Annotated in this window: 25 protein-coding genes and 1 pseudogene; 14 read left to right on the forward strand and 12 right to left on the reverse strand. The window is 72.1% G+C overall.

All coding sequences use genetic code 11. The features are described from left to right. Window positions 1–103: 103 nt before the first annotated feature. Window positions 104–640, reverse strand: a complete 537-nt coding sequence (locus ACZ6W9_RS02915; RefSeq protein WP_470116618.1) for a peptidylprolyl isomerase — start codon at window positions 638–640, stop codon at window positions 104–106. A 262-nt stretch (window positions 641–902) separates the two neighbouring features. Here ACZ6W9_RS02915 and ACZ6W9_RS02920 point away from each other — a divergent pair, with 262 nt between their 5' ends. Continuing rightward, on the forward strand, window positions 903–1,388 hold the full coding sequence (locus ACZ6W9_RS02920; protein ID WP_362946966.1) for a hypothetical protein: 486 nt from the start codon (window positions 903–905) through the stop codon (window positions 1,386–1,388). A gap of 188 nt (window positions 1,389–1,576) precedes the next feature. On the opposite strand, the gene ACZ6W9_RS02925 is transcribed toward ACZ6W9_RS02920, so the two are convergent. The 3 genes from ACZ6W9_RS02925 to ACZ6W9_RS02935 form a co-directional block, all read right to left on the reverse strand. Next, complete coding sequence (locus tag ACZ6W9_RS02925) at window positions 1,577–2,557, reverse strand: GNAT family N-acetyltransferase (RefSeq protein ID WP_470116619.1); 981 nt, start codon at window positions 2,555–2,557, stop codon at window positions 1,577–1,579. A gap of 198 nt (window positions 2,558–2,755) precedes the next feature. Then, window positions 2,756–4,036, reverse strand: a complete 1,281-nt coding sequence (locus ACZ6W9_RS02930) for a hypothetical protein (RefSeq protein ID WP_389961781.1) — start codon at window positions 4,034–4,036, stop codon at window positions 2,756–2,758. Then, the gene (locus tag ACZ6W9_RS02935; RefSeq protein ID WP_389961779.1) at window positions 4,036–4,545 is read right to left on the reverse strand and encodes a SigE family RNA polymerase sigma factor; all 510 of its coding nucleotides are present in this window, start codon (window positions 4,543–4,545) and stop codon (window positions 4,036–4,038) included. The genes ACZ6W9_RS02930 and ACZ6W9_RS02935 overlap by 1 nt, the downstream gene beginning before the upstream one ends. A 113-nt stretch (window positions 4,546–4,658) precedes the next feature. Between ACZ6W9_RS02935 and ACZ6W9_RS02940 the strand changes: the two genes are divergently transcribed. The 4 genes from ACZ6W9_RS02940 to ACZ6W9_RS02955 all read left to right on the forward strand — a co-directional run bounded on the left by ACZ6W9_RS02940 (window position 4,659) and on the right by ACZ6W9_RS02955 (window position 8,067). Then, window positions 4,659–5,231: a GNAT family N-acetyltransferase gene (locus ACZ6W9_RS02940; protein WP_470116620.1), complete on the forward strand. Its 573-nt coding sequence runs from the start codon at window positions 4,659–4,661 to the stop codon at window positions 5,229–5,231. Window positions 5,232–5,390: 159 nt separating this feature from the next. Then, the gene (locus ACZ6W9_RS02945) at window positions 5,391–6,086 is read left to right on the forward strand and encodes a hypothetical protein (RefSeq protein WP_470116621.1); all 696 of its coding nucleotides are present in this window, start codon (window positions 5,391–5,393) and stop codon (window positions 6,084–6,086) included. A 107-nt stretch (window positions 6,087–6,193) separates the two neighbouring features. Beyond that, on the forward strand, window positions 6,194–7,402 hold the full coding sequence (locus ACZ6W9_RS02950; RefSeq protein WP_470116622.1) for a sensor histidine kinase: 1,209 nt from the start codon (window positions 6,194–6,196) through the stop codon (window positions 7,400–7,402). Then, complete coding sequence (locus ACZ6W9_RS02955; RefSeq protein WP_362946984.1) at window positions 7,399–8,067, forward strand: response regulator transcription factor; 669 nt, start codon at window positions 7,399–7,401, stop codon at window positions 8,065–8,067. Before ACZ6W9_RS02950 ends, ACZ6W9_RS02955 begins: the two co-directional genes overlap by 4 nt. A gap of 24 nt (window positions 8,068–8,091) precedes the next feature. Here the strand turns inward: ACZ6W9_RS02955 and ACZ6W9_RS02960 are convergent, their stop codons facing one another. Continuing rightward, window positions 8,092–8,469: a VOC family protein gene (locus ACZ6W9_RS02960; RefSeq protein ID WP_389961771.1), complete on the reverse strand. Its 378-nt coding sequence runs from the start codon at window positions 8,467–8,469 to the stop codon at window positions 8,092–8,094. A 154-nt stretch (window positions 8,470–8,623) separates the two neighbouring features. Then, complete coding sequence (locus tag ACZ6W9_RS02965) at window positions 8,624–9,562, reverse strand: LLM class flavin-dependent oxidoreductase (protein ID WP_470116623.1); 939 nt, start codon at window positions 9,560–9,562, stop codon at window positions 8,624–8,626. Between the two features lie 75 nt (window positions 9,563–9,637). Between ACZ6W9_RS02965 and ACZ6W9_RS02970 the strand changes: the two genes are divergently transcribed. Next, the gene (locus ACZ6W9_RS02970) at window positions 9,638–10,489 is read left to right on the forward strand and encodes an MmyB family transcriptional regulator (RefSeq protein ID WP_470116624.1); all 852 of its coding nucleotides are present in this window, start codon (window positions 9,638–9,640) and stop codon (window positions 10,487–10,489) included. A 61-nt stretch (window positions 10,490–10,550) separates the two neighbouring features. Here ACZ6W9_RS02970 and ACZ6W9_RS02975 read toward each other — a convergent pair whose 3' ends face one another. The 3 genes and pseudogenes from ACZ6W9_RS02975 to ACZ6W9_RS02985 form a co-directional block, all read right to left on the reverse strand. Continuing rightward, window positions 10,551–10,970, reverse strand: a complete 420-nt coding sequence (locus ACZ6W9_RS02975) for a hypothetical protein (RefSeq protein WP_389961765.1) — start codon at window positions 10,968–10,970, stop codon at window positions 10,551–10,553. A 1,134-nt stretch (window positions 10,971–12,104) separates the two neighbouring features. Continuing rightward, window positions 12,105–13,328: pseudogene (locus ACZ6W9_RS02980) on the reverse strand (RNA polymerase sigma factor); the annotation flags it as partial. 309 nt (window positions 13,329–13,637) lie between these two features. Then, a complete protein-coding gene (locus ACZ6W9_RS02985) occupies window positions 13,638–13,970 on the reverse strand; it encodes a YciI family protein (protein ID WP_389961761.1) in 333 nt (110 codons plus the stop codon). A gap of 330 nt (window positions 13,971–14,300) precedes the next feature. Here ACZ6W9_RS02985 and ACZ6W9_RS02990 point away from each other — a divergent pair, with 330 nt between their 5' ends. The 4 genes from ACZ6W9_RS02990 to ACZ6W9_RS03005 all read left to right on the forward strand — a co-directional run bounded on the left by ACZ6W9_RS02990 (window position 14,301) and on the right by ACZ6W9_RS03005 (window position 17,849). Further along, window positions 14,301–15,050 (forward strand): DUF998 domain-containing protein, encoded by a 750-nt coding sequence (locus ACZ6W9_RS02990; RefSeq protein ID WP_389961759.1) that lies wholly within the window; start codon window positions 14,301–14,303, stop codon window positions 15,048–15,050. Window positions 15,051–15,208: 158 nt separating this feature from the next. Continuing rightward, window positions 15,209–15,865, forward strand: coding sequence for a class I SAM-dependent DNA methyltransferase (locus tag ACZ6W9_RS02995; protein WP_389961757.1), 657 nt, complete (start codon window positions 15,209–15,211; stop codon window positions 15,863–15,865). A gap of 160 nt (window positions 15,866–16,025) precedes the next feature. After that, window positions 16,026–16,775, forward strand: a complete 750-nt coding sequence (locus ACZ6W9_RS03000; protein WP_238681319.1) for a DinB family protein — start codon at window positions 16,026–16,028, stop codon at window positions 16,773–16,775. Window positions 16,776–16,946: 171 nt separating this feature from the next. Continuing rightward, the gene (locus tag ACZ6W9_RS03005; RefSeq protein WP_470116765.1) at window positions 16,947–17,849 is read left to right on the forward strand and encodes a transposase family protein; all 903 of its coding nucleotides are present in this window, start codon (window positions 16,947–16,949) and stop codon (window positions 17,847–17,849) included. 202 nt (window positions 17,850–18,051) lie between these two features. On the opposite strand, the gene ACZ6W9_RS03010 is transcribed toward ACZ6W9_RS03005, so the two are convergent. Together ACZ6W9_RS03010 and ACZ6W9_RS03015 are read right to left on the reverse strand one after the other, a co-directional pair. After that, window positions 18,052–19,620, reverse strand: coding sequence for a serine/threonine-protein kinase (locus tag ACZ6W9_RS03010; protein WP_470116625.1), 1,569 nt, complete (start codon window positions 19,618–19,620; stop codon window positions 18,052–18,054). A gap of 103 nt (window positions 19,621–19,723) precedes the next feature. Further along, complete coding sequence (locus tag ACZ6W9_RS03015) at window positions 19,724–20,581, reverse strand: DUF72 domain-containing protein (RefSeq protein ID WP_362940403.1); 858 nt, start codon at window positions 20,579–20,581, stop codon at window positions 19,724–19,726. A gap of 418 nt (window positions 20,582–20,999) precedes the next feature. On the opposite strand from ACZ6W9_RS03015, the gene ACZ6W9_RS03020 reads away from it, so the two are divergent. Then, entirely contained in the window at window positions 21,000–21,596 is a 597-nt protein-coding gene (locus ACZ6W9_RS03020) for a dihydrofolate reductase family protein (RefSeq protein WP_470116626.1), read from the forward strand. A 104-nt stretch (window positions 21,597–21,700) separates the two neighbouring features. Here the strand turns inward: ACZ6W9_RS03020 and ACZ6W9_RS03025 are convergent, their stop codons facing one another. Further along, entirely contained in the window at window positions 21,701–22,003 is a 303-nt protein-coding gene (locus ACZ6W9_RS03025; protein WP_389961748.1) for a hypothetical protein, read from the reverse strand. A gap of 367 nt (window positions 22,004–22,370) precedes the next feature. Here ACZ6W9_RS03025 and ACZ6W9_RS03030 point away from each other — a divergent pair, with 367 nt between their 5' ends. From ACZ6W9_RS03030 to ACZ6W9_RS03040, 3 genes are all read left to right on the forward strand, one after another. Beyond that, the gene (locus tag ACZ6W9_RS03030) at window positions 22,371–23,021 is read left to right on the forward strand and encodes a DNA alkylation repair protein (protein WP_389961857.1); all 651 of its coding nucleotides are present in this window, start codon (window positions 22,371–22,373) and stop codon (window positions 23,019–23,021) included. Between the two features lie 366 nt (window positions 23,022–23,387). Continuing rightward, complete coding sequence (gene xynC, locus ACZ6W9_RS03035; protein WP_470116627.1) at window positions 23,388–25,088, forward strand: glucuronoarabinoxylan endo-1,4-beta-xylanase XynC; 1,701 nt, start codon at window positions 23,388–23,390, stop codon at window positions 25,086–25,088. A gap of 405 nt (window positions 25,089–25,493) precedes the next feature. Continuing rightward, window positions 25,494–26,123 (forward strand): thermostable hemolysin, encoded by a 630-nt coding sequence (locus tag ACZ6W9_RS03040; RefSeq protein WP_470116628.1) that lies wholly within the window; start codon window positions 25,494–25,496, stop codon window positions 26,121–26,123. The last annotated feature ends 116 nt before the right edge of the window (window positions 26,124–26,239 follow it).

A 26,239-nucleotide genomic window follows, 5' to 3' on the forward strand; every position in this document is an offset into this window, starting at 1 on the left:
ACAACCGTCTCCACAACCGCGTTGGGGGGGGGGGGGGGGGGGGGTGGGGGGGGGCCGCCCCCCGGGGGGGGGGGGCCGCCGCCCGCCTCACGGTCCCGCCGGATCAGCCCTGCACGCGGTCGATGGTGACCGACTCCAGGACGACCGGCTCCGTGGGCCGGTCACGGGCGTCGGTGTCGGTCTTGGCGATGGCGTCGACGACGTTCTGGCCCTCGATGACCTCACCGAAGATGGTGTGGCGACCGTTGAGGTGCGGCGTGGGCACCACGGTGATGAAGAACTGCGAGCCGTTGGTGCCGCGACCGCCCTGGATGCCGGCGTTGGCCATGGCCAGCAGGTAGGGGCGGTTGAAGAACAGCTCCGGGTGGATCTCGTCGTCGAACTTGTAGCCCGGCCCGCCGATGCCCTGACCCAGCGGGTCGCCGCCCTGGATCATGAAGCCGTCGATGACGCGGTGGAAGACCGTGCCGTCGTAGAGCTTGTCGTTGGTCTTCTGGCCGCTCTCCGGGTGCACCCACTCACGGGTGCCCTCGGCCAGCTCGACGAAGTTGCGCACCGTCTTGGGCGCGTGGTCCGGGAAGAGCTGAACCTTCACGGTGCCGCGGTTGGTGTTCAGGGTAGCGATCAACTTCTCAGCCACGAGGGACTGCCCCCTTCGGGTCTCATTCTCAGTCTGTGCGAGGTGCTGTTTTGTGGTCTTGTGATGGCTGCGGCCGGAGCCGGTCCATCTAGCATCCTCCCACGGCCGGTAATGATTGAGCCGCCTTCGAGCGGGAAGGGGACGCAACGGGGCCCCGACGACTGGGGAGGTTGATGTGCCTCTTGAACTGCTGAGAAAGCGAAAGATCGAGAAGATCATGCCGACGGATGCACGGCTGATGACGCAGATGAAGCTGAATCAGATGAAGTCTCAGGTCGCGAGCGCCGCCGACAGGATGGCGCCGATGGCCGCCCAGGCCAGGGACGTGGCGCAGGACAGGCTCTACGTGGCGCGCGAATGGGCCGCGCCGAGGCTGGACGCGGCCGCTCACTCCGTGGAGGAGCAGCTCGCGCCCAGGGTCAGCGCGATGTTGTCCCAGGCCGCGGCCAAGGTCGATCCCGCACCCAAGGGAAAGTCACGCAGCTGGCCCGTGTTCCTGCTGCTCGCGGGTATCGCGGTCGGAGCCGCCGGCTTCGCGATGTACCGCAAGAACTCCGAGCAGTGGACCGACATGCTGAAGGAGAACGCCTCCGACGCCTCCCGCTGGATGAGTGAGAAGGCTCACACCGGAACACAGAAGATCAGCGAGATGACGGAGAAGACCACCTCCAAGACCGGCCCCGAGGCGGGCGGGCACGCCGACAAGAGCGAGGCCCAGGCGGACCAGGCTTCGAACAAGCTGCCCTGAGTGACGCGAGTGCGGCCTGCCCCCTTGTGGGGCAGGCCGCACTCGCGTTCTCCGAGCGGGCGGCCAGGCGGCGGATCCCGGTGTTCTCCGAGCCGCGGACCGCTGACGGTCTCACGTTCTCCGCCTGCGAACCGCCCACGGCGGACTTTCACGTTCTCCGAGCCGCGACCGCCGGCGGCGGACCGCGGTCAGCCGGCGGGCGTCTCCCCGACGAGCCGGCGCATGTAGGTGGTCGCGCGCTTCTCCGTCTCGAACCCGGCGCGGGTGTAGACGCCCAGGGCGCCGGTCGGGTTGTCGGCGTCCACACCCAGGGCGGCCCGCTGGTAGCCCCGCTCGCGGAACCCCGCGAGGGCGTGGGCCAGCAGTGCCCCGGCCACTCCTCTGCCCCGCCACTCGCGCAGCGTGCCGATGATCTGGATCCACGCCTCGCGGATCCCGGTGGCCCTGGTGTCCGCCTCGTAGTAGTGGGTGATCAGCACGGCCACGCTCCGGCCCGACCCGTCCTGTACGAGGTGGGAGACCTCCGGCCGGAAGGCGTGCACGCCGACGATGCTCCGCTCCCAGCTCTCCGGGGTGTGCGGGACGCTGCCCCAGTGGTCGGTGAAGGCGGCGTTGCGCACCTCGCGGGCGGCGTCGGCGAGGTCCGCGCGGTAGGGGACGATCCGCAGGCCGGCGGGCAGGGCCACCGGACGGATCTCGGCGGCCAGGTCGCGGCCCATGGTGCGGAACCATCGGACGGGGGTCATCCCCACCGCCCGCATCAGCGCGTCCGCGCCCTCGTTGCCGTCGAAGACGCTGGCGTGGAACTCGAGGGGACGCCCTGGGTGACGCCGCTCGTGCAGCACCGGCGTGTTGCGGATCGCCCAGTCGAGCACGTGACGGCCGAGACCCCGGCGGCGGTATCCGGGGTGGACCGCGCCCCACAGGTGCATCGGGTGGACCGGGTCCGCGGCGTTGGCGCACGGAGTCACGCCGAAGGCCGCCATCCGGTCACCGTCCCAGGCGGACAGGGTGCCCTCGGCCAGGTCGAGCAGGGGGTTGTCGAGGTCGTCGGCGAGGTCCTCGACCCCGTAGTTCTCCCCCGCCCGGTCCGCCTTCTCGACCTCCGCGAGCAACTCCGCCCACCGCTCGACGTCGTCCTTGGTCAGCGGTCGCCACTGGAGGGTCATGGGTCGCACCCTAAAGGACGTCATCCCGCACCGCGAGACGTTTTCCACCGTACGGCCCGCGCCGCTATACGGCCCGCACCACCGCACGGCCCGCACCGCGCACCGCCGTACGGCCCGCACCGGGGCATGCGGACCGTACGGCGAGAGCGGCCGGCTCAGTGACGGAAGAAGACCTGTCCGGCGGCGGGAGCGGCCGGCTCAGCGGCGGGAGAAGACCGGCACCCAGGCTCCGGGCCGCTGGCTGTTCTCCCGGTAGCCGGTGAGCGGCACGACCGCGCCGCCCTGGACGTCGACGAGGAGCAGCCGGTTGCGGAACTCGCTCTTCACACAGCCGTCGGTCCCCTTGAGCTCACACGCCCAGGCGATCACGTGCTCGTCGTCGGCCCAGGCGGCGAGCTGCTCGATCCAGTAGCCGTCGATCGGCTTGAGCGGCCTGACCTCGCCGGTCCTCATGTCCTTCAGCGCGGTGACCGCGGTCCGGTCCGGACTGTCGGACGCGAGCCACCGGCCGCCGGGCGACAGCCCGGCCTGCTGCCTCTGGCCTCGGCCCACCGAATCGTCCGGGGGCACGGAGCGTGGGGCACCGTCCGGGCCGTAGAACTTCCGGGGATTCCGGTCGGGGCCCCCGTCGGAGGGGGCGCCGTTGTTCCACTCCCAGATCAGGGTGCCGTCCGCGTTCCAGAAGAAGTCCCGGCGGCTCACCGACCCACTGTCCCCGGCCGCGATCGGGCGGAAGTCCTGCCGTCCGGCGGCGGGGTCGATGAGGGTGAAGCCGGTCCGGGTCGCCGGGACCACGTTCCAGCTGTCCTTCCCCGTGACCTCGACCTGGTCCGGGTCGTCGTCGTAGTTGGTGACCAGCAACCGCGTGCCGTCCGGTGACCACGACAACGCCCCCGCGGGGTGTTCGAGGTCGAACCACCGCACTTCACCGCCCCGTACGGTCACCACCCCGACCCGGTTCGCCGGGATCGACTCCAGCACCGCGGCGGACTCCCCGCCCGGCGCGGGGTCGAGCCACGCCCAGGGGGTCTTCTCGTAGGTTCCCGAGTCGCCGTCGTGGAGGTACCAGGTGAGCCGGCGTGCCTCCCGGTTGCCCACGACCTTCTCGTTCCTCCAGGTGTAGTAGGCGTAGACCGCCGTGTCCCCCGCGGCCACCAGGGTCTCCGGCGTCGCGGAGTCCGCGTCCCCCAGGGTCTCCCGGGTCCCCGCGGACGGGTCCGGCGCGGTGGACGGGTCCGATCCGGTGGCGACGGCGACGGCGGGCTCGGTGCCGTCCGGTCCCGGAACGCCTCCGGCGACCAGGCCCGGGACCGCGAACGCTCCGGCGACGACGGCCGCGGTCGCCCCCGCGACCACCGCGAACGTCCGCACCCTGGAACGCCGCCGCCTCCCCAGCGCCCGCGACGCCAGGTCGGCGGGGTCCCGCGCCTCCTCCGACCAGTCGCGGAGGGTCCGCCTGACGAGCTCGTCGATGGTCATCACTTCGCCTCCCCGAAGATCATGTACGGCTCCCGCAGCTCGGGCGCGAGCTGCCGCAACCTGGCCAGGGACCGGTGGGCGGTGCTGCGGACCGTGCCCACCGAGCAGCCGAGGATCCCGGCGACCTCGGCCTCCGGCAGGTCCTCGTAGTACCTCAGGACCAGGACGGCCCGCTGTCTCGCCGTCAGCCTCGCCAGCGCGCGCCGCATGACGATCCGCAGCTCCACCCCGTCCGAGCCGTCGGCCGCGGCCCGGTCGGGCGGCTCGGGTACGGCCGTCTCCCGGTGCCGCCGCCACCACGAGACCTGCTGGCGGTACATCACCTGGCGGACGTACGCCTCGGGCGTGTCCACCGTCCGCCACCTGGTGACCGTCCTGGCCAGCGCGCTCTGCAGCAGGTCCTCCGCCGCGTGCTGGTCGCCCCCGGTCAGCAGGAAGGCCAGGCGCATCAGCGCGGGGGATCGCGCCGAGACGAACTCGCGGAAACGTCGCTCCTCTGCGGCGTCCACGACCACCTCCACTGTTGGTTACGCCCTACAGACGCGTCCGGGACGCCCCGCTATGCTCCGCGCCGGGGCAAAACGATTGGCGGGGCCGGCTCCCGTTGGACGACGATGAGACCGTGAAGATCTTTCTGGAGACCGACCGGCTGACGCTCCGCGAGCTGACCGGGGCCGACGCGGACCACCTGTTCGAGCTCGACGGCGACCCGGAGGTCATGCGCTACCTCAACGGGGGAAAGCCCACCCCGCGCGAGGAGATCCTGGACCGGGTGCTTCCCCGGATGCTGCACCGCCACGACGTCTCCGGGCATCCCGGGTACTGGGCGGCCGAGACCCGGTCCACCGGGGAGTTCATCGGATGGTTCGAGTTGAGGCCACTGGTGGAGGAGGAGGCTCCGGAGTCCGTCGAGCTGGGTTACCGGCTGCGCCGTACGGCCTGGGGGAAGGGTTACGCCACCGAGGGGGCGCGGGCGCTGGTTCGCGAGGGCTTCGCCGGGCTCGGGGTCGAGCGCGTCGTCGCGCGGACGATGGCGGTCAACACCGGCTCGCGGAACGTGATGGAGAAGGCGGGCCTGCGCTTCGTCCGCACCTTCCACGCCGACTGGCCGGAGGCCATCCCGGGCAGCGAGCACGGCGAGGTGGAGTACGCGCTGACCAGGGACGAGTGGCTCGCGACGACCGGCAGGGCCTGACCCGGCCCGCGAACATCCCGTCGGATCCTTCTCCGGGGTCTCCCTCGAACCGGCGCTCCCCCGCGGGAGGGAGCGCCGGAATCGCTCTTCCCGGCGATCCCCTCCGGACCGCGGACGACCAGGATCGACGCAGGAAAACGCCACCGAGGAGCCCTCCCGATGAGATCCCGCACCCCTGCCCCCGCCGTCTCTGCCCCCGCCGGCTCCGCCGTTCCCGACGGGTCCGGCTCCGTCCCCGCTGCCTCCGCCGTCCCCGGCTCCTCCTTCTTCCGGGTCGCGTTCGTCGCCGCCCCGCTGCTCGTCTTCGCCTACGGGGTGATCCGGATCCTCGACGGGCTCGACGGCAGCCGCGGCCCCGGTCTCGCCTGGACCTCCGGGCACCTCGCCTTCATCGCCGCCCTCGCGCTGTTCGTCCCGATCTTCTGGCGGATGCGCCGGATGGCGGGCGGGAAAGCCCTGGCCACGGCGAGCGCGGTGACCGGGACGGCCGGCGCCCTCGCCCTTCTCGCGCAGTTCGCCATCGACATCGCGGTCGGCTTCATGTCCGCCGATCACGCGGCCATGAGCCCGCTGTTCGAGCAGGTCAAGGCGGTTCCGGGTGTCTCCCCGATGGTTTACGACGGCGGGCCGTTCCTCTTCTACCTCGGTCAGCTCGCGCTCGTCGTCCAACTCGCCGTCCTCGGCCGCGTCAAGGTCTGGACACCGCTGCTCGTCCTGCTCGACCTCAGCGTCCCGTTCGTCAGCAAGGACCTCATCCCCCTCGGTGCGGTCTTCCTGCTCGTGTCGTTCCTTCCCCTCGCCAGGGAGGCGGCCCGGCCCGTCCGTGCCGCCCGGCCCGCCCACACCCTCCCGTGAGGAACGTCCCGCACGCGGACGACGCCCCGCGCGCGAAGGAGACCCCGCGACGGCTTCGGCCGGCCGGGGTGTCCGGGCCCCGGTGGGAGAGGGCAGGATTGGGATCTGTGCCGGTTCCGTCCCTCCTCGGTCCTCTCCGTGATCGTCTGAGGTCGCTGCCGCCCCTGTGGGCGGACGCGACGCTCGCCGTAGCGGTGCTGGTCGTGCAGCTGTGGCCGCTCCTCTCCCGGGACGCCCCGCGAGGCGGGCAGTGGAGCTGGTGGGGGTACGCGGTCGTGGTGGCCGCCGTCGTGCCGCTGGTGTGGCGGCGCCGCGCGCCCATCGCCACCCTGCTGGCCAGCCTCACGGCGACCTCCCTCTACGACCTCTCGGACAACGTCGCCTCCCAGCCCATCTGGTACGGCGGGCTCGTCGCGACCTACACGGTCGCCGTCCACTCCCCCCGGTGGCCGCGCGTCGCCATCCTCTTCGGCACCCTCGTCGGGGGCGTGCTGCTGGTCGGCTCCTCGGAGACCGCGCTGCGCGGCATCGTGCTGTTCGTCGCCGCCTACGCGATCGGCCGCGCCTCCGCCACCTCCCGCGCGTACGCGGCCGCCCTGGAGGAGCGGGCCGTACGGCTGGAGCGTGAGCGCGTGGTCGAGGCCGAGCGGGCCGCCGAACGCGAACGGGCCCGGATCGCCCGTGACATGCACGACATCCTCGCCCACGCGGTCAGCCTCATGGTCGTGCAGGCCGAGGCCGGTCCGGTCGTGGTCAGGAGCGACCCGGCCCGCGCCGAGGCGGCCTTCGACGCGATCGCCGCCGCCGGGCGCGACGCCATGGTGCAGCTCCGCCGGACGTTGAACGTGCTCAAGGAGGAGGCGGGACCGCGCGCTCCGCAGCCGACCGTCGCCGCCCTGGCCGAACTGGCCGAGCAGGTCTCCGGCGCCGGGATCGAGGTGGTCTGCTCCGCCTCGGGGGAACCGGGCCCCCTGCTCCCCGACGTCGAGGTCGCCGCCTACCGGATCACCCAGGAGGCTCTCACCAACGTCGTCAAGCACGCGGGCGCCACCCGCGCCGACGTCCGGCTCCGCTGGGAGGACGACGCGCTCGTGATCGACGTCACCGACGACGGCCGCGGTTCGGCGTCGTCGTTCCCCTCCGGCGGGAACGGCCTGGCCGGCGTCCGCGAACGCGCCGAGTCCTGCGGCGGCTCGGCCGTCGCGGGACCCCGTACGGACGGTCCCGGCTTCCGGGTGACCGCGCGGCTGCCACTGGCGGCCGGACGAAGAAGAACCGGGACGCGGCAGAACAGGGAGAACGGAGTGACGGCATGACGGTGAAGGTCGTGGTGGCCGACGACCAGGAGCTGGTGCGGGCCGGGTTCGGCATGATCCTCGGCGCCCAGCCGGACATCGAGGTCGTCGCCGAGGTCGGGGACGGCGCCGCGGCCGTCGCGGCCGTCCGCGAGCACCGGCCGGACGTGGTCCTCCTCGACATCCGGATGCCCGTGATGGACGGCATCGAGGCGGCCGGGATCGTGTGCGCGGAAAGCGACTGCCGGGTGCTGATGCTCACCACGTTCGATCTGGACGACTACGTCTACGACGCGCTGCGCGCGGGCGCGAGCGGGTTCCTGCTCAAGGACGTCCGCCGCGACGACCTCGTGCACGCGGTCCGGGTGGTCGCGGCCGGGGACTCGCTGCTCGCCCCTGCCGTCACCAGGAAGCTGATCACCGAGTTCGTCTCCCGGACGGCTCCGCGTCCCGCCGCGCCGTCCGCCGAGCGGCTCTCCGTGCTGACCGCCCGGGAGCGGGAGACGCTCCGGCTGATCGCGCGCGGGCTGTCCAACGCCGAGATCGCCGGGACCATGGTGGTCAGCGAGCACACGGTCAAGACGCACGTCAGCAACGTGCTGACCAAGCTGGGCCTGCGCGACCGCGTGCAGGCGGTGATCGCCGCCTACGAGACGGGCGTCGCGGTCCCCGGCGGCCCGGCGTGAGAGGGCCGTGGTGACCGGTCCCCGCTAACGCTTCCACAGGCAGAACGGGTGACCGGCGGGGTCGAGGTAGACCCGCACGTCCTCCTGCGGCTGGTAGGTCGCGAGGGCGGCCCCCGCGGCGACCGCGTGCGCCCCGGCGATGTCCAGGTCGTCCACCTCGATGTCCAGGTGCATCATCATCTGCTGGTCACCGGGCCCCGCAGGCCATATCGGCCGGACATGGTCCTTCTCGGTCTGGAAGGACAGCCCGGCTCCGCCGCCGGGTGCGGCGAGCGAGACCCAGTCGGGCGAGTCCTCGCGGACCTCCCACCCGAGCAGCCGCCGGTAGAAGGCCGCCAGCTCCCGGGCGTCGGGCGCGCCCAGCACCGTGGCCGTCAGCGTCATCCGCAGCGTCTCCGTCATCCGGCCTCCTCATGGTCCTCCGGCCTCCGGGCATCGTGCCGATGCCCGGCCACCGGCCCGCACGAGCCGCTCGGGCCGGTCGGTGATCCGTCGCCATACCCGGGGCGGTCGACTCCTCACCTGGAACCGTACGGCTCCGCGTCCCGGCCGGTCATCACCCGGCCGGGACCGGGTGGACGATCTGGGCGACCCGTTCCAGCTGCTCGGTCTGCGTGGACATGTCCGGCGCGGCGAGGCGGCAGACCAGGTGCTCCGCACCCGCCTCCAGGTAACGGCCCAGCGTGGCGGCCACGTGCTCGGACGGGCCCGCGACCATCGCCTGGATCGTCCGCGCCACCTCGTACGGCACGCCGTACGTGGCCCGGCAGTAGGCGTCGAGCTCCCGTTCGCCCCGCGCCACGTCGTCTGTCACCAGGACCGTGACGAACAGCGCCGGGGTGACCGCATCGGCGGGCCGCCCCGCCTCCGCGGCGGCCCGCCGTACCGTGGCCAGGCCGGTACGGTAGCCGCCCGGGTCGGGCGGGTAGGGCAGCCAGCCGTCGTAGAGCCGCCCGGCGTGTTCCAGAGCCGACGGGCTCGTCCCGCCCAGCCAGATCGGCGGGCCGCCGGGCCGGTGGGAGGGAGTGGGTTCGGGCAGGTCGTCGAAGCGCAGCACCGCGCCGTGGAACGCCCGCTCACCCGACCACAGCGCCCGCCACAGCGCGACCGTGTCGTGCAACCGGCCGAAGCGGCGTTCCCAGGGCACCTCCGACGCGGCGTACTCGGTCTCGGACCGGCCGGGGAAGCCCGCGCCCACGGTGACGACCAGCCGGCCCGCCGACAGGTGGTCGACGGTGGCGAGTTCCTGTGCGGCCAGGACAGGGCGGCGGAAGGCGGGCAGCAGTGCCGCGGTGCCGAGCGTGACCCGCTCGGTCACCGCGGCGAGCGCGGAGAGCGTGGCCAGCGGCTCGGCACGCGCGCCGATCAGGGTGTCGTTGGCCCAGACCGAGTCGTATCCGAGCCGCTCGGCGCGGCGCCCGAAGTCGAGGAGCCGCCGGGCGTCCTTCCACTGGCTGTACTGGGTGGGGAGCAGGACCCCGAGTCGCGTGTTCACAGCGGGGATCGTGCTCTCCATAGGGAATCGCGGCAATTCCCCCGAGGGAATGGACGGCTTGGGCACACTGGATGTGTGGACTTCCCCCAGACGCTGCGCGCGGCACGGCGACGCCGGCATCTCAGCCAGCTCGACCTCGCCCTGCGCGCCGGCACGACACAGCGGTACCTGAGCTTCATGGAGAGCGGCCGTTCCCGGCCGGGCCGGACCATGGTGGTACGGCTCGGCGAGTCGATGGAACTGCCGCTCAGGGAGCGCAACGAGCTCCTGTCCGCGGCCGGTTACGCCCCCGTCTACCCGCGGACCCCGCTCTACGACCCGGGCCTCGCGCACGTGCGCACCGCGCTGGGGCACATCCTGGCCGGCCATCTTCCCTATCCCGCGGTCGTCGTGGACGCCGATCACGAGCTGGTGCTGGCCAACGACGCGTTCGGCCTGCTCACCGAGGGGGTCGCCGGGCACCTGCTGCGTCCGCCGGTCAACGTGCTACGCCTCTCCCTGCACCCGGAGGGTCTGGCGCCGCGCATCATGAACCTGGCGCAGTGGGCGCGGCACATCATCGACCGCGTTCCCCCGGGTGAGCTGCGCGAGGAACTGTCCGGCTACGTGCCGCACGCCGAGCCGGGACACGATCACGTGGGCTTCGCCGTACCGGTGCGGCTTCGCTCGGCGCGCGGCGAGCTGCGGCTGACGACCACGATCACGACGTTCGCGACCGCGCTCGACGTGACCGTGGCGGAGCTGAAGCTGGAGGCGTTCCTGCCCGCCGACGCGGCCACCGCGGCGGCACTGGCCGACGGCTCCCGGACGGCGCGCCGGGCCGGCGCCCCGGGGAGCGCGCACCGGCCGGAGGACTCCCGGACGGATGACTCCCGGACGAGCGGTTTCCGTACGGACGGCTCCCGGACGGACGCGCCGGCACGGTGAGCCCGCCGCCCCGCGGACCGGCGCCGGTGTCCGGCCATCCGCGAAGCCGGCGGGCCGGCCGTCACCCCGGGAACTGGTAGTCGGCGGCGATGCGGCCCTCGCCGTCGAGGACGAGGATCTCCAGTCCGCCGCCCAGCGCCTCACCTCCGCCCGCGGGCGCCATCTCCCAGGTCAGCTTGACGACGTCGTCCAGGCGGACGGACTCGCCTCCCTGCCGGAAGACGAACTCACCGGGGGCGACGAACTCCTCGTAGGCCCGGCTCACCCGGACGTCGATCTCGTCGTGTCCACGGGCCTGGAGGGTCGAGTGGTCGAAGCCCAGCTTCGCGGCGGTCTCCCGGATCTCCTGGGGCGGTTGCAGGACATGGACGCCGTCCTCGGTCCACAACTCCTCGATCATCTTGCGGCGCAGCCCGCCGTCCGGCTCGTTCCAGAGGGCGACGTAGCGTTCGGTCAGCTCCCGGACCCGGATGTCGGTCACCGTTCCTCCTCGGCTGGTGTGTCGGTGTTCTCGTGTTCCGGTCCCACCCTGCGGCCGGGGCCGCGGACCGGCAATTCCCGGCGGGGAATGAGGGAGTGGCACGGCTCGGCGAAACCGGCCGGGAGCGAGGCGGGCGACCCGTCCGGACGAACGGCGCATGAAGCGGGCGACTCATCCAGAAGACGGGCGGCTCATCCAGAAGAACGGTGCACGAAACAGGCGGCCCGTCCGGACGGACGGCACGCGAGACGGTGCGCGCCGCCGCTACCTGGCGCGGAGCCTGCCGAGGGTGTGACCGGTGGCCTGCTTGAACAGGTACTCGGCACGCTCGTAGGAGAGCCTGCGACGGCCGGTCTCGGGGCACAGGTCGCCGGGGGCGGGGGGACGGCCGGGACCGGGCCGGCGGTCGGACAGGAACAGCGGGCCGCGGCGCCGGCCCGCGACGAGCCCGGGGAGCAACTCGGCGGCGCCGTCCCCCCAGTGGATCCAGCCGGACCCGCCGGCCGTACGGGCACGTCTTCCGTGCAGGTCGAGGTCCTCGACGTTGAGCGCGAGCACCGCACCGGCGCCGGCCGCGCTCTCGTGGATCAGCAGCCACAGGGCGCGTTCCCGGGGGGCGAGATCGGCGCGCCCGCGCAGCGCTTCGACCTGCGGCCGGTCGAGGGGACGGGTGCGTCCCCGGGGTTCGAACCGGCGGGGGACCCCGGCGGCCAGGTCACCGCCCGCACCACCGGCAGGACCGGCCGCGGAGCCTCCACCGACGCCGCCCGCCGGACCCCCACCCGAGCCACCCGCCAGACCTCCGGCCGAACCTCCATCCGGATCACCGGCCGAGTCGTCGGCCGGCCGGTACCGGATCGCGGCCCAGGCGGAGAAGGAGCGGACCGCGCCGCGGTGACGGTTCCACGTCGCCGCCGCGGCGTTTCCCCAGGCCGCGGCGAAGACCTCGGCCACCCGCCCCGCGCAGACGTCCGCCAAGGGGACGTCGTCGCCGATCTCGCGGCGCAGGCGGCCCATGGTCTGGCCGTAGGAGCGGACGGTCGCGGCGTCCAGGTCCTCGCGGGCGAGGAAGGCGTCCGCCGCCGCGCCCAGCGTGACGGACCCGCCCGGAGGCACCCGCACGGCCGCCGCCGCGTCGGCACAGGCCGCCGCGCGTTCCAGGAGGACCGTGCGTTCGGGCACGTTGCGGGTGAGCGCCGCGGCGCGTTCGAACTCGTGCCGGGCCTCCTCGTGGCGACCGAGCCTGGCCAGCAGGTCACCGCGCACGCTGGGCAGGCGATGGTAGCCGCTGAACGCCGGCTCGCCGGCCAGCGCGTCGGCGGCGGCCAGGCCCGCCTCGGGACCGTACGCCATGGCCAGCGCGACCGCGCGGTTGAGCCGCACGACGGGTGTGGGCAGCACCCGGATCAGCACCTCGTACAGGGCGGCGATCTGCCCCCAGTCGGTCTCCTCCGCCGTGGCCGCCCGCGCGTGGCAGGCGGCGATGCCGGCCTGGAGCACGTACGGTCCCAGAGGGCCGCCGCACTCCCTGGCGCGCAGCAGGGCCTCGAAGCCGCGGTGGATGAGGAGCCGGTCCCAGCGTCCGCGGTTCTGCTCGTGCAGCGCGAGGGGCCGGCCGGACGGGTCGTTCCGGGCGGCCAGCCGGGACGTCTGAAGCTCCATCAGCGCGACCAGGCCGTGCGCCTCGGCCTCGCCCGGCGCGAGCCCGGCCAGCAGGCGGCCCAGGCGCAGCGCCTCGTGACAGAGGTCCCTGCGCGTCCAGTCCTCGCCCGCGGTCGCCGCGTACCCCTCGTTGAAGACGAGGTAGACGACCTCCAGTACGGACGACAGACGCGCCGCCCGGTCCGGGCCCTCCGGGACCTCGAAGGGGATCCGGAGGTCGGCGAGGGCGCGTTTGGCCCGTACGACGCGCTGCGCGACGGCCGCCTCGGAGACGAGGAACGCGCGGGCGATCTCCTCGGTGCGCAGGCCGCCGATCAGTTTCAGCGTCAGGGCCACCCGGGACTCGGTGGACAGCGCCGGATGGCATGAGACGAACATCAGGCGGAGGACGTCGTCGCCCACCTCGCCGTCGAGTGCTCCCAGGGCCTCGTCGACCCCGCTCCCACCGGTGTCCGGCCGGGTGGCGAGGTCGTGCGCGAGCAGTTCGTTGCCGCGCTCGTGCCGCTCGCCGCGCCGCAGGTGATCGACGGCACGGCGTTTGGAGACGGCCATGAGCCAGGCGCCCGGATTGTCCGGCACGCCCGACCCGGGCCACTGTTCGAGGGCGGCGAGGAGCGCGTCCTGGGCGAGCTCCTCGGCCAGTCCCACGTCGCCCACCATCCGGACGAGGCCGGAGACGATCCTCGCCGACTCCATCCTCCAGACCGCGCCGACCACGCCGTGGACGTCGCCGCCCCCGCTGCCGGCTCCGGCCCGGCTCCCGTCGCCGGCGTCGTCTCCGTACCCGTTCCCGGGGGCCGCACGCCCGTCCCCGTCCCCGTCTGGGGAGGGCACCCGCACGTCCTCGTCCCCGTCCGGGGAGGACACCCGCACGTCTCCGTTCCCGTTCCCGGACGTCATGTGCCCGATCATCGGCGGTGCCCGGTCCGGCGCGCAAGCGCGGGACCGGCAGCGGGACCTGGGCGGCCCCTCTCCGCCGGGGACGGCCGGCGCGCGGGCACGGGGTCAGTCCTCCGGGCCGAAGACCTGCTGGATGTGGCCCTCGCCGTCACCGACGATCTTCCAGAAGCGGCGGGACAGCTCGACGGCCTCCTCCACGGAGCGCGTCTCGACGAGCGCGAAGCTCACGATCGCCTCCTTGGCCTCGGTGAACGGCCCGTCGGTGACGGTGATCTTTCCGCCGGACGCCGAGATGTGGACGCCGGCCGGGTCCAGGCCGCCGGTGGCGAGCAGCACGCCCGCGCGGGTCATCTCCTCGACGAAGGCGGCCATCTCGGCCATGGTCTCCTGGGTCGGAGGAGGCGCGTCGGCGCCCTTGGTGGTCATCAGGAACCGCATCGTCGTATCTCCCTTGTTCACCGGGCTGTCGTGCCTGGCTTTCGTACCGGACTCCGCCGGGGTGACCGATTCTCTCCGGTCTCCGGCTACGCGTCGAGCGAGGCGGACGGATATCGACATCCGGTTCCCGACCTGGGGGATCGTGCGATGTGACAGGGAACGCGATGTGACAGGGAACGCATGATGCGGCAGGTCAGCGTGGGTTCGAGGCATGACGGCGCGACGGTGTCGAATCCGGGGCGCCCCGTTCGACGCGTCAGCGAGGCCGGACGGAATCCGGCCACCGGAACACCGCGGCGGGAAGCCCGCCGCAGGAGAGGAAGAAGCAGCATGACCGCCGTCCAGCCCGGCCCCTCCACCCCCGCCCGACGCGCCGCCCGCACCGACGCCTCCCCCGCCACCCGCACCGCCCGCCTCGGCACCGCCGAACAGCCCGGCACCGCCGTCCCGGCCACACGTCTCCTGCTCGCCTGCCTGGTGGCCGCCACACCCGTCTTCGGGTTCGTGTCGCTGGCCCAGGTCTTCACCCGTGAGGGCTTCGACCTGCTCCGCCACCCGCTGAGCATGCTCAGCACCGGCGACCTCGGCTGGATCCAGATCACGAACTTCCTGGTCTCCGGCGCGCTGACGATCGCCGGGGCGGCCGGGCTGCGCCGCGTCATGCGCGGCACGCCCGGCGGGACCTGGGCTCCCCCGCTGCTTGCGGTCAACGGCGTCATGCTGGTCGTCGCCGGGGTGTTCGTCATGGATCCGGGCGACGGCTTCCCGGCCGGCACCCCGCTGGGACAGCCGACGACGATGAGCTGGCACGCCATGGCGCACATGGCCGCCGGGTCCATCGCGTTCGCCGCGCTCATCGCCGCCTGCTTCGTGCTGGGCCGCCATTTCTCCCGTGCCGGCCGTACCGGTTTCGCCGTGGCCTCGCGGATCAGCGGCGCCGCCCTTGTCCTCGGCAACGGCTGGGCGATGTCGGGCGGCCGGGCCGGCTCCCTCACCCTGTGCGTCGGCGTGCTGGTCGCGATGGCATGGACCGGCGTGGCCGCGGCGGACCGGCTGGCCGCGCTCCGGCGAGTCGTCTGAAGCGGAACCCAGGGACCGCCGGCCGTACCGGGGCCGGGATCCGGGACGTCCCGGATCCCGGCCCCGGTACGGCCGGCCCATGTCCGAACGACCCGTATCCGGCCGATCCGAGTACGGCCGGCCCGCGCGGGCGGGGGGCGGGGCTACGATGGCCGACCATGATCGAGCCGAGCTTCCTGAGCGCCACCCGCACCGCCTACGACGCGATCGTCGACCGCTACGCCGAGTTCGCCGGCGCGAAGTTCGCGGAGATGCCGCTGGTCCGTGCGATGCTCACGCCGTTCGCCGAGCTGGTCGGGGCCTCCGGCGGGCGGGTGGCCGACCTCGGCTGCGGACCCGGCCACGTGACGGCCCACCTGAGCACCCTCGGACTGGACGTCCTCGGCGTCGACCTGTCACCGGAGATGGTCGCGCTGGCCCGCCGTACGTATCCGGGCCTGCGGTTCGAGGAGGGGTCGATGTTCGCCCTCGACCTGCCGGACGGCGCACTCGGCGGCGTCCTGTCCAACTACTCGATCATCCACACCCCGCCGGAGCGGATTCCGGAGGTGTTCGCCGAGTTCTCCCGGGTGCTGGCTCCGGGCGGTCATCTGCTGATCGGCTTCCAGGCCCACGAGGACCCCTCGGCGTCGCCGGAGGCGTTCGACCACGTCGTGGCACTCGCCTACCGCTGGCCGCCCGACCGCATCGCCGGCCTGCTGCGCGAGGCCGGGATCGCCGAGGTGGCCCGCATGGTGATCGCCCCGGAGGAGGACGAGAAGCGGGGGTTCCCGCACGCGTTCGTGCTGGCCCGCAAACCGGCCGCGCTCCCCTAGATCGTTGACCGGTATTTCTCCTCTTCACTCGTGCCACTACTATCTCCTCCGCTCCCGGTCAATGGTCCCGAATGGAAGCCCTGTCCGGAAACCTCCGGGCAGCCCAATGCTGGGATCTTGATTTGGTGGTCTTGTCGTACCGGGCCCCTACGATGTGCCGATGACGCGATTCGTGCAGCAGCCCGACTACGAGGGTGCGGAGTTCATCGACCTGTCAATGGCCAGCGCAACCTTCCGCGAGGTGGATCTCAGCGGCGCCCGGATGCGTGGCGTGCTGCTGTTGGACGCCGACATCGACGGGGCGATCGACGGCCTGCGCGTCAACGGCGTGGAGGTCATGCCATTGATCGAGGCCGAGCTGGATCGCCTGCACCCCGAACGGCTTCGACTGCAGCCAACCACACCCGAGACGATGCGCGATGCGGTGGATGTCATCGAGGAGCTGTGGCAAGCGACGCTGCGACGCGCAAGCGTGCTGCCAGAGGAAGCCGTCCACAGATCAGTGAACGACGAATGGTCGCTCGCCCAAACCCTGCGCCACACGATCTTCGTCGTGGACGCCTGGTATGGCCACGCGGCGGCCCTTCGCCCGAACCCGTTCCATCCGATCGGCGTACCCGCATCGTTCACCACCAACGGCACCGAGTTCGGCATCGACGAGTCGGCCGCGCCCACCCTCGGCGAAATCCTCGCCGTGCGCGCCGAGCGGATCGCCGATCTGCGCGCATATCTGGCGCAGGTCACGCAGGAGGAGCTGGACCGCGTGCGGGGGCCGAACACCGCGATCGGCTGCCCGCCGCCCGCCGAACGTACGGCGGTCAAGTGCCTGCAAGTCATCTTCAGCGACCAGTGGGCGCACGTGCAGTTCGCCGACCGCGACCTGGCCATCCTGGAACAGGAGTATGCGTGATGCTCCGGGAGGTCCACTGCTACACCGTCCGCGTACTCGTTTGATAGGCCAAACGCAGAATTCGCCGGTGGTGTTGATGTGGTAGGTGTGACACGTCGCGGTGGTTGCGCGACAGACGGATGAAGGGTGTCCAGGATCGACGTTTCCACACACGTCGACCGTGAGGCCTACATGATCGCCGACCTGGACACCCTTCTCATCGCACTGTACGTGGAACTGGTCGATCACATCATCCCCGCCCACCAGCCGCGCCGGTCGGGACCGGGCCGCCCACCTCAGGTCACCGACGCCGAACCGGTCTGCCCGGCGGTCGCGCAGGTCCTGCTGCGGTACAACGATGAACGGCACTGGCTGCGGGCAGCGTCGGCCCGGGTGGGCCACCTGTTCCCCCGGCTGCTGGCGCAAAGCGAGTACAACCAGCGTCTCAAGCAGGCCGCCACGCTGATGGAGGCCGCGCTGCGGTGGCTGGCCGAACACACCGATGCATCCGCTGAACCGCTGCGCCTGATGGACGCCACCCCGATCCCCTGCGGGCAGTCACGCACCACCAGCCAACGCTCGGATCTGTTCGGCTGGGCCGGCTACGGCTACGAGTCGGCGCACAGCCGCTGGTACTGGGGGGTCAAACTGTTGCTGATCACCACCGCCGACGGCACCGTCACCGGGTTCGGCCTGGCCAACCCCCAACTGTTCGGCGAACGCGAAGCGACCCGCCAGATCCTGACCCGCCAGCCCGCTAACCAGCCCGCCCCGGGCACCACCGTGGTCACCGACAAGGGCTTGTCCGGCCAGGGCAGCGAGCAACTGTTCACCGACCTGGGCCTGCTACTGATCCGCCCGGCCCGCAAGGACGAGAAAACCCCCAGACCCTTCCCGAACTGGCTACGCCAACGCATCGAAGCGATCATCTGGACGTTGAAGAATCAACTCGGCCTGGAACAACACGGCGGGTGGGTACCGGCCGGCCTATGGACCCGTGTCCTGCAACGCCTGCTCGCCCTCAACGCCGCGATCTGGCACAACTGGACCATCGACGCACCCGTCAAACGCTCCTTGATCGCCTACGACCATTGATGACCTGCCCAGAATTACCGGTCAACGATCTAGGCGGATCTTTTCGTCTGCTGCGGTCGCCCAGGCGAAGATCCACGAAACAGAACCTGGGGACGACCGGGTACGACGCCTCCACGGGCCGGGCGCCTCGCGAGGGGACCGGCCCGGTCCGTGTTCCCTGGCCCATGCTCCCCCGCCCGTTCCTTCGGCCGGTGCTCCCCGGTCAGTCCCGCGGCGTCATCCGCAGCACCTTGCCCTTCGCGCTCGCCGCCAGGTAGGCGCCGCCGTAGTCGTCGGAGACATAGACGAGGAGGACCGGTTCGCCGCCCGCGAAGACCCAGCCGCCCTCCGCTATCACGTAATGGCCGGTCGGACGGGTGATGCCGAGTTTCCGGTCCGCCGTGCGCAGCAGCGCCGGAAGAGCCTCCCAGCGGAACGACTCCGGCCGCACCGGCTTCTGGAGCGGTGTCACGGTGCTTCCCTTGACCTTGCTGACCTTCCCATCCCGATAGGTGTAGATGTCGTAGAGCTTCTTCTCACCGGGGACGAGGGCCTGGGCGACCACGTAATCGTCGTACACGACGAATCCCACGAAGTCGGTGCCGCCCGTCGCCTTCCTCAGCACCTTGGTCGCCTCCCTGACCCGGGCCGGGTCCAGCAGCGTTCCGGAGCCGGCGTTCGCCTTCGGTTCCGGGGCGGTGCTCTCCTTGGGCTCGGGGGCCGCGCTCTTTCCCGACCGCTTCGCGCCGCCGGTGACCGAGGCGCTCGCGGAGCCGCCGGTGGGCTGCGACGCCCCCGGCGTCGTGCCGTCTCCGAACACGCCCGGAACGTTGAGGAGGACCACGGCGGTGAGGGCCACGCTGAGCGTGACGGTCCCGGCGACCGTCGCGGCACGGAACCGGCCTGAGCCGCCGCGCCGGCCTGAACCGCCGCGCGGCACCGGACGCCCGGGGTTCGTGTCCGAGGCAGGGTGGGCCGCCCAGCCCAGCATCCGGTCGAGTTCCACGGCCGGCGGGCGGGCGGCGGGATCCTGCGTCAGCAGGGCCGCCAGGACGGGCGCCAGCGGTCCGGCCCGGCGCGGAGGCGGGACCTGGCCGTTCAGCACGGCCGCGAGCGTGGCCATGGTGGTCTCGCGGCGCAGGGGGTGGTACCCCTCCACCGCCACGTACAGCAGCATGCCCAGCGACCACAGGTCCGAGGCCGGATCGCCCTCCCGTCCGCGCAGCCGTTCCGGCGCGATGTACTCGGGCGAGCCGACCAGCTGACCGCTGGCCGTGAGACTGGGCGCGTCGTGCAGCGCCGCGATGCCGAAGTCGGTGAGCACCGGGCTGCCGTCCTCGCGCAGCAGGACGTTCGCCGGTTTCACGTCGCGGTGGCAGATGCCCGCCGCGTGAGCGGTCCGCAGAGCGGCCAGGACGCCTCTCCCCAGGTGCGCCGCCTCCGCCGGCGTCAGCGGCCCCTCCGCCAGGCGGTCCTGCAGCGAACGGCCGCGCACCAGTTCCATGACGATCCACGGGTGCTCCGTCTCGCCCGTGTCCACGATGTGGTGGATGGTCACCACGTTGGGGTGGCTGAGCCGGGCCAGCGCCCGCGCCTCGCGCAGCACCCGTTCGCGCAGCATCCGCGCCCTGCCCGGATCGTCCTCCGCCGCTCCCGACGGACGGACCTCCTTCAGGGCGACCTCCCGGTGGAGGGCGAGGTCGTGGGCGCGCCACACCGTGCCCATTCCACCGCTCCCCAGCCGCTCCAGCAGCTCGAAACGGTTGTCGATCACAACCCGCCCGGACGTCACGGCAGACAGCCTAGAGCCCCTGTAAGCGGTCGGAAGGGGCGAATGGTCGCTGTCGCCGTGCCGGATCCGCCGACGGGCACGGGCGGCGTGGGAGGTACGGCGGTCAGAAGAGGGTCAGCGGCTCCGACGGCATGGGCTCGGGGAGCGGCTCGACCTCGGGCAGGAGGGCCCGTACCTCGTCGTGGAAGCGGCGGGCGAGCATCAGCGCGTCGGCGTTGTCGGGCGTGTGGATGAACACGGTCGGCGAGCGGCCTTCTCGCAGCCATTCGACGACCGCGCCGACCCACGGCCGCCAGCCCTCGACCGTGTGCCCGGCCGAGTCCCGGCCGAGGTAACGGATGATCGGACGGTCGGTGAGGGCGGCCGCCCGGCGCGGCAGACGCGGTTTCCTCGTCCACGCCTCCCGCTCGGCATCGCTGGTCGGCGGGCTCCGGAACAGGACGGTCGTGTCGAACGGGACCCACTCGGCTCCCACGCCGCCGAGGACCCTTTCGAGCAGCCGCCCGGCGCGCTCGTCCTCGAAGAACGCGCGGTGCCGTACCTCGACGGCGTATCGGTGCGAGCGGGGGAGCCCGCGGAGGAAACCCGCCAGGACGCCGAGGTCGGCGGGGCCGAAGGACCCGGGAAGCTGGACCCAGAGTGCCTCGGCCCGCGGCCCGAGCGGCTCGATCGCCTCCAGGAACGCCCCCAGCTCCTCGTCGGCGCCGGGACCGGTGAGGCGGCGCTCGTGCGTGATCGACTTGGGCAGCTTGACCACGAAGCGGAAGTCCGGGGAGGTCTGCCGCGCCCACGACTCCACCGTGCTCCGCGCCGGGGTCGCGTAGAACGTCGTGTTGCCCTCCACCGCGTCACACCAGGTCGCGTAGGCCCGCAGGCGCTCGCCGGGCGGAAGCGGGTGGGGCAGGAAGCGCCCCTGCCATGGCGCGTGGGTCCACATCGCGCATCCCACATGAAGCCGCATGCCCCGACGCTATCCGAGATGCGTCCCGGGAACCGGGCCGGGGCGGGGAAAGGGAGGCGTCGGCGGAGGTCTCCGGACGTGTGGGAGGCGGCCGCCGCCGAAACCGTCAGAAGTGACGGTACGGTGCGGCCCGGCCTCCGCCTCGACGCGTGGACCCACGGCCGCGCATCCGCACGAGGCCGCGTGCCCCGGCACGCTCCCGGCCCGGCGCCGTCCCCCGGGACTACCGACAATCATTTCCTCCTTGACAATAAAAATTGTCGGCCTTAGTCTGAGATCACGCGGAACGCCGCAGCCGGGAAACCGGCCGACGGGGCTCCGCCGGACCCACCGGGCCGGACCTCGCGACCGGAACGGCCGCGGCCCATCCGGCGGAGAACCCGCCATCCGGACGACACAACCCGAAGGAGCACCTCCCATGCGCATCCTGGTCAGCGAGTTCATCAGCCTCGACGGCGTCGTGCAGGCACCGGGCGGACCCGACGAGGACACCGACGGCGGCTTCGCCCACGGCGGCTGGACGCACCCGTTCTTCGACCCGGAGGTCGTGGGCGGCTTCTTCGACGACACGATGAGCAACGCCGACGCCCTGCTGTTCGGACGCCGTACCTGGCAGACGATGGCGGCGGCGTGGCCCGGTCAGGCCGGCGACCCGTTCGCCGACCGGATGAACTCCGTCCGGAAGTACGTCGTCTCCGGCACGCTGGGCGAGGACGACCTGACGTGGAACAACACCACGCTCCTCCCCGGCGGCGAGGCCGTCGCCCACCTCAGGAAGCTGCGTGAGACCGAGGGCGGCGACGTGGTCGTCATGGGGAGCGTCACGCTCGTGCGCACCCTCCTGAGCGAGGGCCTGGTCGACGAACTCCGGCTCGTGGTCATGCCGGTCATCCTCGGCGGCGGCAAGAAGATCTTCCCGGACGACGGCGTGCTGCGCACGTTCGAACTGGCCTCCACGGCCACCAACGCCGCGGGCACGAACGTGTGCGTCTACCGGGCCGTCACCGCGGGGTAGACCGGACCGGACGGCGTCCGCTGAAGAAACCCGGGAGAGGCGACCGCGCCTCCCCCGGGTTTCTCATGTCCCAGGCGGCGCCCGGGCGGGAGACCCGCCTTCGCTCAGTCCTCGCCGCGGTAGGCGCGCAGCTCGCGGCGGGCCAGACGGCGGTTGCGGCGGCGCTCCTGACGCCGGAAGCGGTACCACTCCCGGTTGCCGCCCTTGGTGAGGTTGCCGAACACGTAGGGGACGGGAGCACCCCAGTGGCAACCGCTCGTAAGGCGGTTCAGGGACGCGCTCCCGGGGGTGATCTCCTCGGGCAGCGTGCAGGGCCCGAACCGGTGGTCGTGCACGGGGAGGCTGGTCGCCATCGGCGCGTCGGCCATCCGCACCCACCAGGGCCGGGTCTTGTCGGTCTTGCTCATACGGTCACCTTTCGGCTCCGTGACGCCCCGGGATGGGGCCGTCACAAGACCGGATGCACCGTGATCACCTCCGAGGTCGTGCATGACGCGGCGGAAGCGCGCCCTTCCCGCGACGCGCCGGACGTGGAACCGGCCGAGCCGGCCGCATCGGTCGAGGCGACGGCGACGGCCGATGCGATGTACGACGTCCTGGAGCCAGGCTACATCCGGCGTCCCGACCTAGTTCAGCCTTGCCTTATATAAGCCTTGGGTGAGACCGTTGGCCCCGTACGCGCGATCGATCCGTGGCGGGGCGGATCCCGCACGGGACGGACAGGAGACCGAGGTGGCCGAGACGACGCCGACCGGGACGACGGTGGCCGAGGTGATGACCGAGCTGGCCGGGCTGGAGGACCCGCGGGCACGCGAGGTGAACGAGAGACACGGTGACGACCACGGCGTGAACCTCGGCAGGCTGCGCGCGCTCGCCAAGAGGCTGAGGACGCAGCACGAACTCTCGCGCCGGCTATGGGACACGGATGACACCGCGGCGAGGCTGCTGGCCCTCCTGATCTGCCGCCCGAAGGCGTTCGGGCGCGACGAACTGGACGACATGGTGCGCCAGGCCCGCACGCCCAAGGTGCACGACTGGCTCGTGAACTACGTGGTGAAGAAGAGCCCGCACTCCGAGGAGCTGCGCCTGGCCTGGTCCGCCGATCCGGATCCGGCGGTCGCGGCCGCCGGCTGGGCCCTGACCGCCGAGCGGGTGACGAAGAACCCCGGGGGCCTCGACCTGGCGGGACTGCTCGACGTCATCGAGGCGGAGATGAAGGACGCCCCGGACCGCCTGCAGTGGGCGATGAACGACTGCCTGGCCCGGATCGGGATCGAGCACGCCGGGCATCGCGCCCGGGCGATCGGCATCGGTGAACGTCTGGGGGTGCTCAAGGACTACCCGACCTCCCCGGGCTGCACGTCTCCGTTCGCGCCCGTCTGGATCACCGAGATGGTGCGGCGGCAGGGCGGCGAGGCGTCGTGAGCGGGGCCATCGGGGCGGCGGCCCGCGCCGATGGCCGCGGCGGGCGAGGCGATCCACCGGCCGGAACCCGGGCCGCGGGTTCCCGAGGTGAAATTTTCACGGTCCGGCGGGCCGTTCACGCAGTTCGCCCGCCCGCCGGGCCGTCTCCCGCTTGACCCCCGCCGAGGGCCGGAACCACACTCCGCCGGAGCGTCACCCTCCACGCGACCACGTGAGCGGTCCCCGCCCTCCTCGTTCTCGCGTGCCGGGCCGCCGAAGTCCTGTTAACGCTAACAACAGCGGGAGCCGATCAGAGCCGGAATGCCGTCCGCGACGCCGGCCGGGCCGGGAGACGCGGATCGGCGCCGGCAGCCAGGAGGAGAAGACATGACGCAAGGCCAGAACGAGCCCGTGAGCGGCGAACGAAGACTGCTGAGCAGAAGAGCCGTCCTGGCCACGATGGGAGCCCTGCCGGTCCTCACGGCCACGGCGTCGGTCCTGGGGGCGTCGGAGGCCGCGGCCGCGACGGCGGTCATCGACCCGTCGGTGCGGCGGCAGACCATCCGGGGCTTCGGCGGCATGGCCCACGCGGCCTGGATCGGCGACCTGACGGCCGCCCAGCGGGACACGGCGTTCGGCACCGGCGAGGGCCGGCTGGGGTTCTCCGTACTGCGGATCCCCGTCGGCGAGAGCCAGTCGGACTGGAGCCGCGACCTGGCGACGGCGAAGCGCGCGGCCGAACTCGGGGTGACCGTCTTCGCGTCGCCGTGGAACCCGCCCGCGAGCATGATCGAGACCTTCACCCGCGGCAGCCAGACCAACGCGAAACGCCTGCGGTACGACCAGTACGCCGCCTACGCCCAGTACCTGAACTCCTTCAACGCCTACATGCGGGACAACGGGGTGAACCTGTACGGCATATCCGTGCAGAACGAGCCCGACTACGCGCACGACTGGACGTGGTGGACGCCCACGGAGATGGTGCGGTTCCTCCGGGAGAACGCCGGTTCGATCAACACCAGGGTCATCGCCCCCGAGTCCTTCCAGTACCTGAAGAACATGTCGGACCCGATCCTCAACGACCCCGTGGCGCTCGCCAACGTGGACATCATCGGGGCCCACCTCTACGGCACGGCGTACTCGAACTTCCCCTACCCCCTCTTCCAGCAGAAGGGCGCGGGCAAAGAGCTCTGGATGACCGAGGTCTATCACCCCAACAGCAGCGACTCGGCGGACCTGTGGCCCCAGGCGCTCGACGTGGGCGAGCACATCCACCACGCCATGGTGGACGCCGAGTTCCAGGCGTACGTCTGGTGGTACATCCGGCGCAGCTACGGCCCCATGCGGGAGGACGGCCAGATCAGCAAGCGCGGTGCGATGATGGCGCACTTCGCCAGGTTCGTCCGCCCCGGATACGTGCGGATCGGCGCGACGGCGAACCCGGCGTCGAACGTCTACGTCTCGGCGTACCGGGGCGGCGACACGATCGTCATCGTCGCCGTCAACAAGGGGACCTCCGCGGTGAGCCAGCAGTTCACCGTGGCGAACACCGCGATCTCCGGCGCCTCGTCCTGGCTGACCGACGCGAGCAGGAACGTCGCGCCGCAGGGCGCGGTCCCCGTGTCGAACGGCTCCCTCACCGTCACCCTTCCCGCCCGGAGCGTGACGACCTTCGTGACCACCGTGAACGGCGGCGGCCCCTCACCCAGCGCGACGCCCACCGTGACCCCCACGGCGACCCCGACCGTGACGCCCACCGGCGACCCCGGGACGGGACCCCGGGTCGCCTACACGATGAGCGCCTGGGGCAACGGCTTCACCGCGAACATCGCCATCACCAACACCGGCACCTCGGCGATCAACGGCTGGACGCTGGCCTTCACCCTGCCCTCCGGGCAGTCCATCACCTCGGGCTGGAACGCCACGTACTCGCCCTCCAGCGGTCAGGTGAGCGCCCGCAACGTCGACTACAACGGCACGATCGCCCCCGGGGCCACCATCGAGATCGGCTTCCAGGCCACCCACAACGGCAACACGTCGAAACCCACCGCCTTCACCCTCAACGGCGTTCCCTGCACCGTGGCCTGACCGGCGCACAGGACGGCGCCGAAGCCCGGCCCGGCGCGGGGACGGGCGCGGCCCCGCCGTGCGCCCCTCCGGCGCGGAACAGCCCCGTACGGACGACCCTCCGTGCGGGGCTGCTTCATGCCGGTCGTACGCCCGCTCCATGCCGGTCGTCCGCCGGCGGGTGCCTGTCCCCGCCCCCACCTGCGTGTACGGAGATCCCCTGGAGCCGCGGCATCGTCCCGCGCGGGGCCGCACGGCATGTCAAGCGCCGGTCATTGGCAGAAAACTGCAGCCCTGGGCAGTTTGCTGCACCCGAAACTCCTGTCCCGGCGACCCGGGGTCACGCAGAGTTGTGCATGAGCAAGCAGATCGGCACTTCGAGATGAGGATGAGGAAATGGCAAGACCTGGCATCACGTCCGACTCCTTGTCCGTATCCCTGCCGTCGCTGGAGGCGGTCCGGCCGGGCCCGCTTCTGCGGACGGGGTTCGCGAGTCCCGGCACGCCGAACTACCGGTTCTGCGTCGACAGCGTGAAGCGCAAGTACCTGGACCGGTACGGCGCCGTCGTCACCCCCGGCCCCGACCTGTTCGTCACCGCGTGGGACGGCGCCCGCGACTCGCCGACCTCCGGCCGCATCCTGGGCGTCGCGGGGCTCACCACCGCCGCCGGGCGCAGACTGCTCTCGGAGGACTATCTCGACGTCCCGGTCGAGCGGGCCTGCGCCGACCTGGCTCCCGGGACCCGCGTCGACCGCCGCCGCGTCGTGGAGATGGGCCCGATCGCGTCGTTCCACCCCGGCGCCGGTCTGTTCCTCATGCGCGCCCTGCCGGGGATCGCCCTCCACCTGGGGTACGACTTCCTGCTGTCCACGCTGACCGAGAAGCTCCACGGCGTGGCCAGGGCCGCGGGCTGGGAGTTCCACACCCTCACCAACGCCCGCCGCGCCGACCTCACCGGGGCCGGTGAGGTCGACTGGGGCACCTACTACTCCGCGAGGCCCCGTACGGGAATCCTCCGCTGCGGGCGGGACGCGGTCCCGCGGGCCGCCGGCTGACGGCGTCTCCTCCGGCCGGGCTTTCGACCCGGAATTCCAGCCGGGCTTTCGGCCGGGAACTCCAGCCGGGCTTTCGACGACACCGCGATCCGAACGCACAGAAGAACGCACAGAAG

The sequence above is a fragment of the Streptosporangium sp. NPDC053982 genome (genome assembly GCF_055585205.1).

Bases quoted from the DNA above. Each gene is read 5' to 3' on its own strand.
- ACZ6W9_RS03030 (WP_389961857.1), top strand. From the start codon at position 22,371: ATGACCGAGCTGGCCGGGCTGGAGGACCCGCGGGCACGCGAGGTGAAC.
- ACZ6W9_RS02990 (WP_389961759.1), top strand. From the start codon at position 14,301: ATGACCGCCGTCCAGCCCGGCCCCTCCACCCCCGCCCGACGCGCCGCC.
- ACZ6W9_RS03020 (WP_470116626.1), top strand. From the start codon at position 21,000: ATGCGCATCCTGGTCAGCGAGTTCATCAGCCTCGACGGCGTCGTGCAG.
- ACZ6W9_RS03015 (WP_362940403.1), bottom strand. From the start codon at position 20,581: ATGCGGCTTCATGTGGGATGCGCGATGTGGACCCACGCGCCATGGCAG.
- ACZ6W9_RS02930 (WP_389961781.1), bottom strand. From the start codon at position 4,036: ATGACCATCGACGAGCTCGTCAGGCGGACCCTCCGCGACTGGTCGGAG.
- ACZ6W9_RS02955 (WP_362946984.1), top strand. From the start codon at position 7,399: ATGACGGTGAAGGTCGTGGTGGCCGACGACCAGGAGCTGGTGCGGGCC.
- ACZ6W9_RS02945 (WP_470116621.1), top strand. From the start codon at position 5,391: ATGAGATCCCGCACCCCTGCCCCCGCCGTCTCTGCCCCCGCCGGCTCC.
- ACZ6W9_RS03005 (WP_470116765.1), top strand. From the start codon at position 16,947: ATGATCGCCGACCTGGACACCCTTCTCATCGCACTGTACGTGGAACTG.
- ACZ6W9_RS03000 (WP_238681319.1), top strand. From the start codon at position 16,026: ATGACGCGATTCGTGCAGCAGCCCGACTACGAGGGTGCGGAGTTCATC.
- ACZ6W9_RS02995 (WP_389961757.1), top strand. From the start codon at position 15,209: ATGATCGAGCCGAGCTTCCTGAGCGCCACCCGCACCGCCTACGACGCG.
- ACZ6W9_RS02920 (WP_362946966.1), top strand. From the start codon at position 903: ATGAAGTCTCAGGTCGCGAGCGCCGCCGACAGGATGGCGCCGATGGCC.
- xynC (WP_470116627.1), top strand. From the start codon at position 23,388: ATGACGCAAGGCCAGAACGAGCCCGTGAGCGGCGAACGAAGACTGCTG.
- ACZ6W9_RS02925 (WP_470116619.1), bottom strand. From the start codon at position 2,557: ATGACCCTCCAGTGGCGACCGCTGACCAAGGACGACGTCGAGCGGTGG.
- ACZ6W9_RS02985 (WP_389961761.1), bottom strand. From the start codon at position 13,970: ATGCGGTTCCTGATGACCACCAAGGGCGCCGACGCGCCTCCTCCGACC.
- ACZ6W9_RS03025 (WP_389961748.1), bottom strand. From the start codon at position 22,003: ATGAGCAAGACCGACAAGACCCGGCCCTGGTGGGTGCGGATGGCCGAC.
- ACZ6W9_RS02960 (WP_389961771.1), bottom strand. From the start codon at position 8,469: ATGACGGAGACGCTGCGGATGACGCTGACGGCCACGGTGCTGGGCGCG.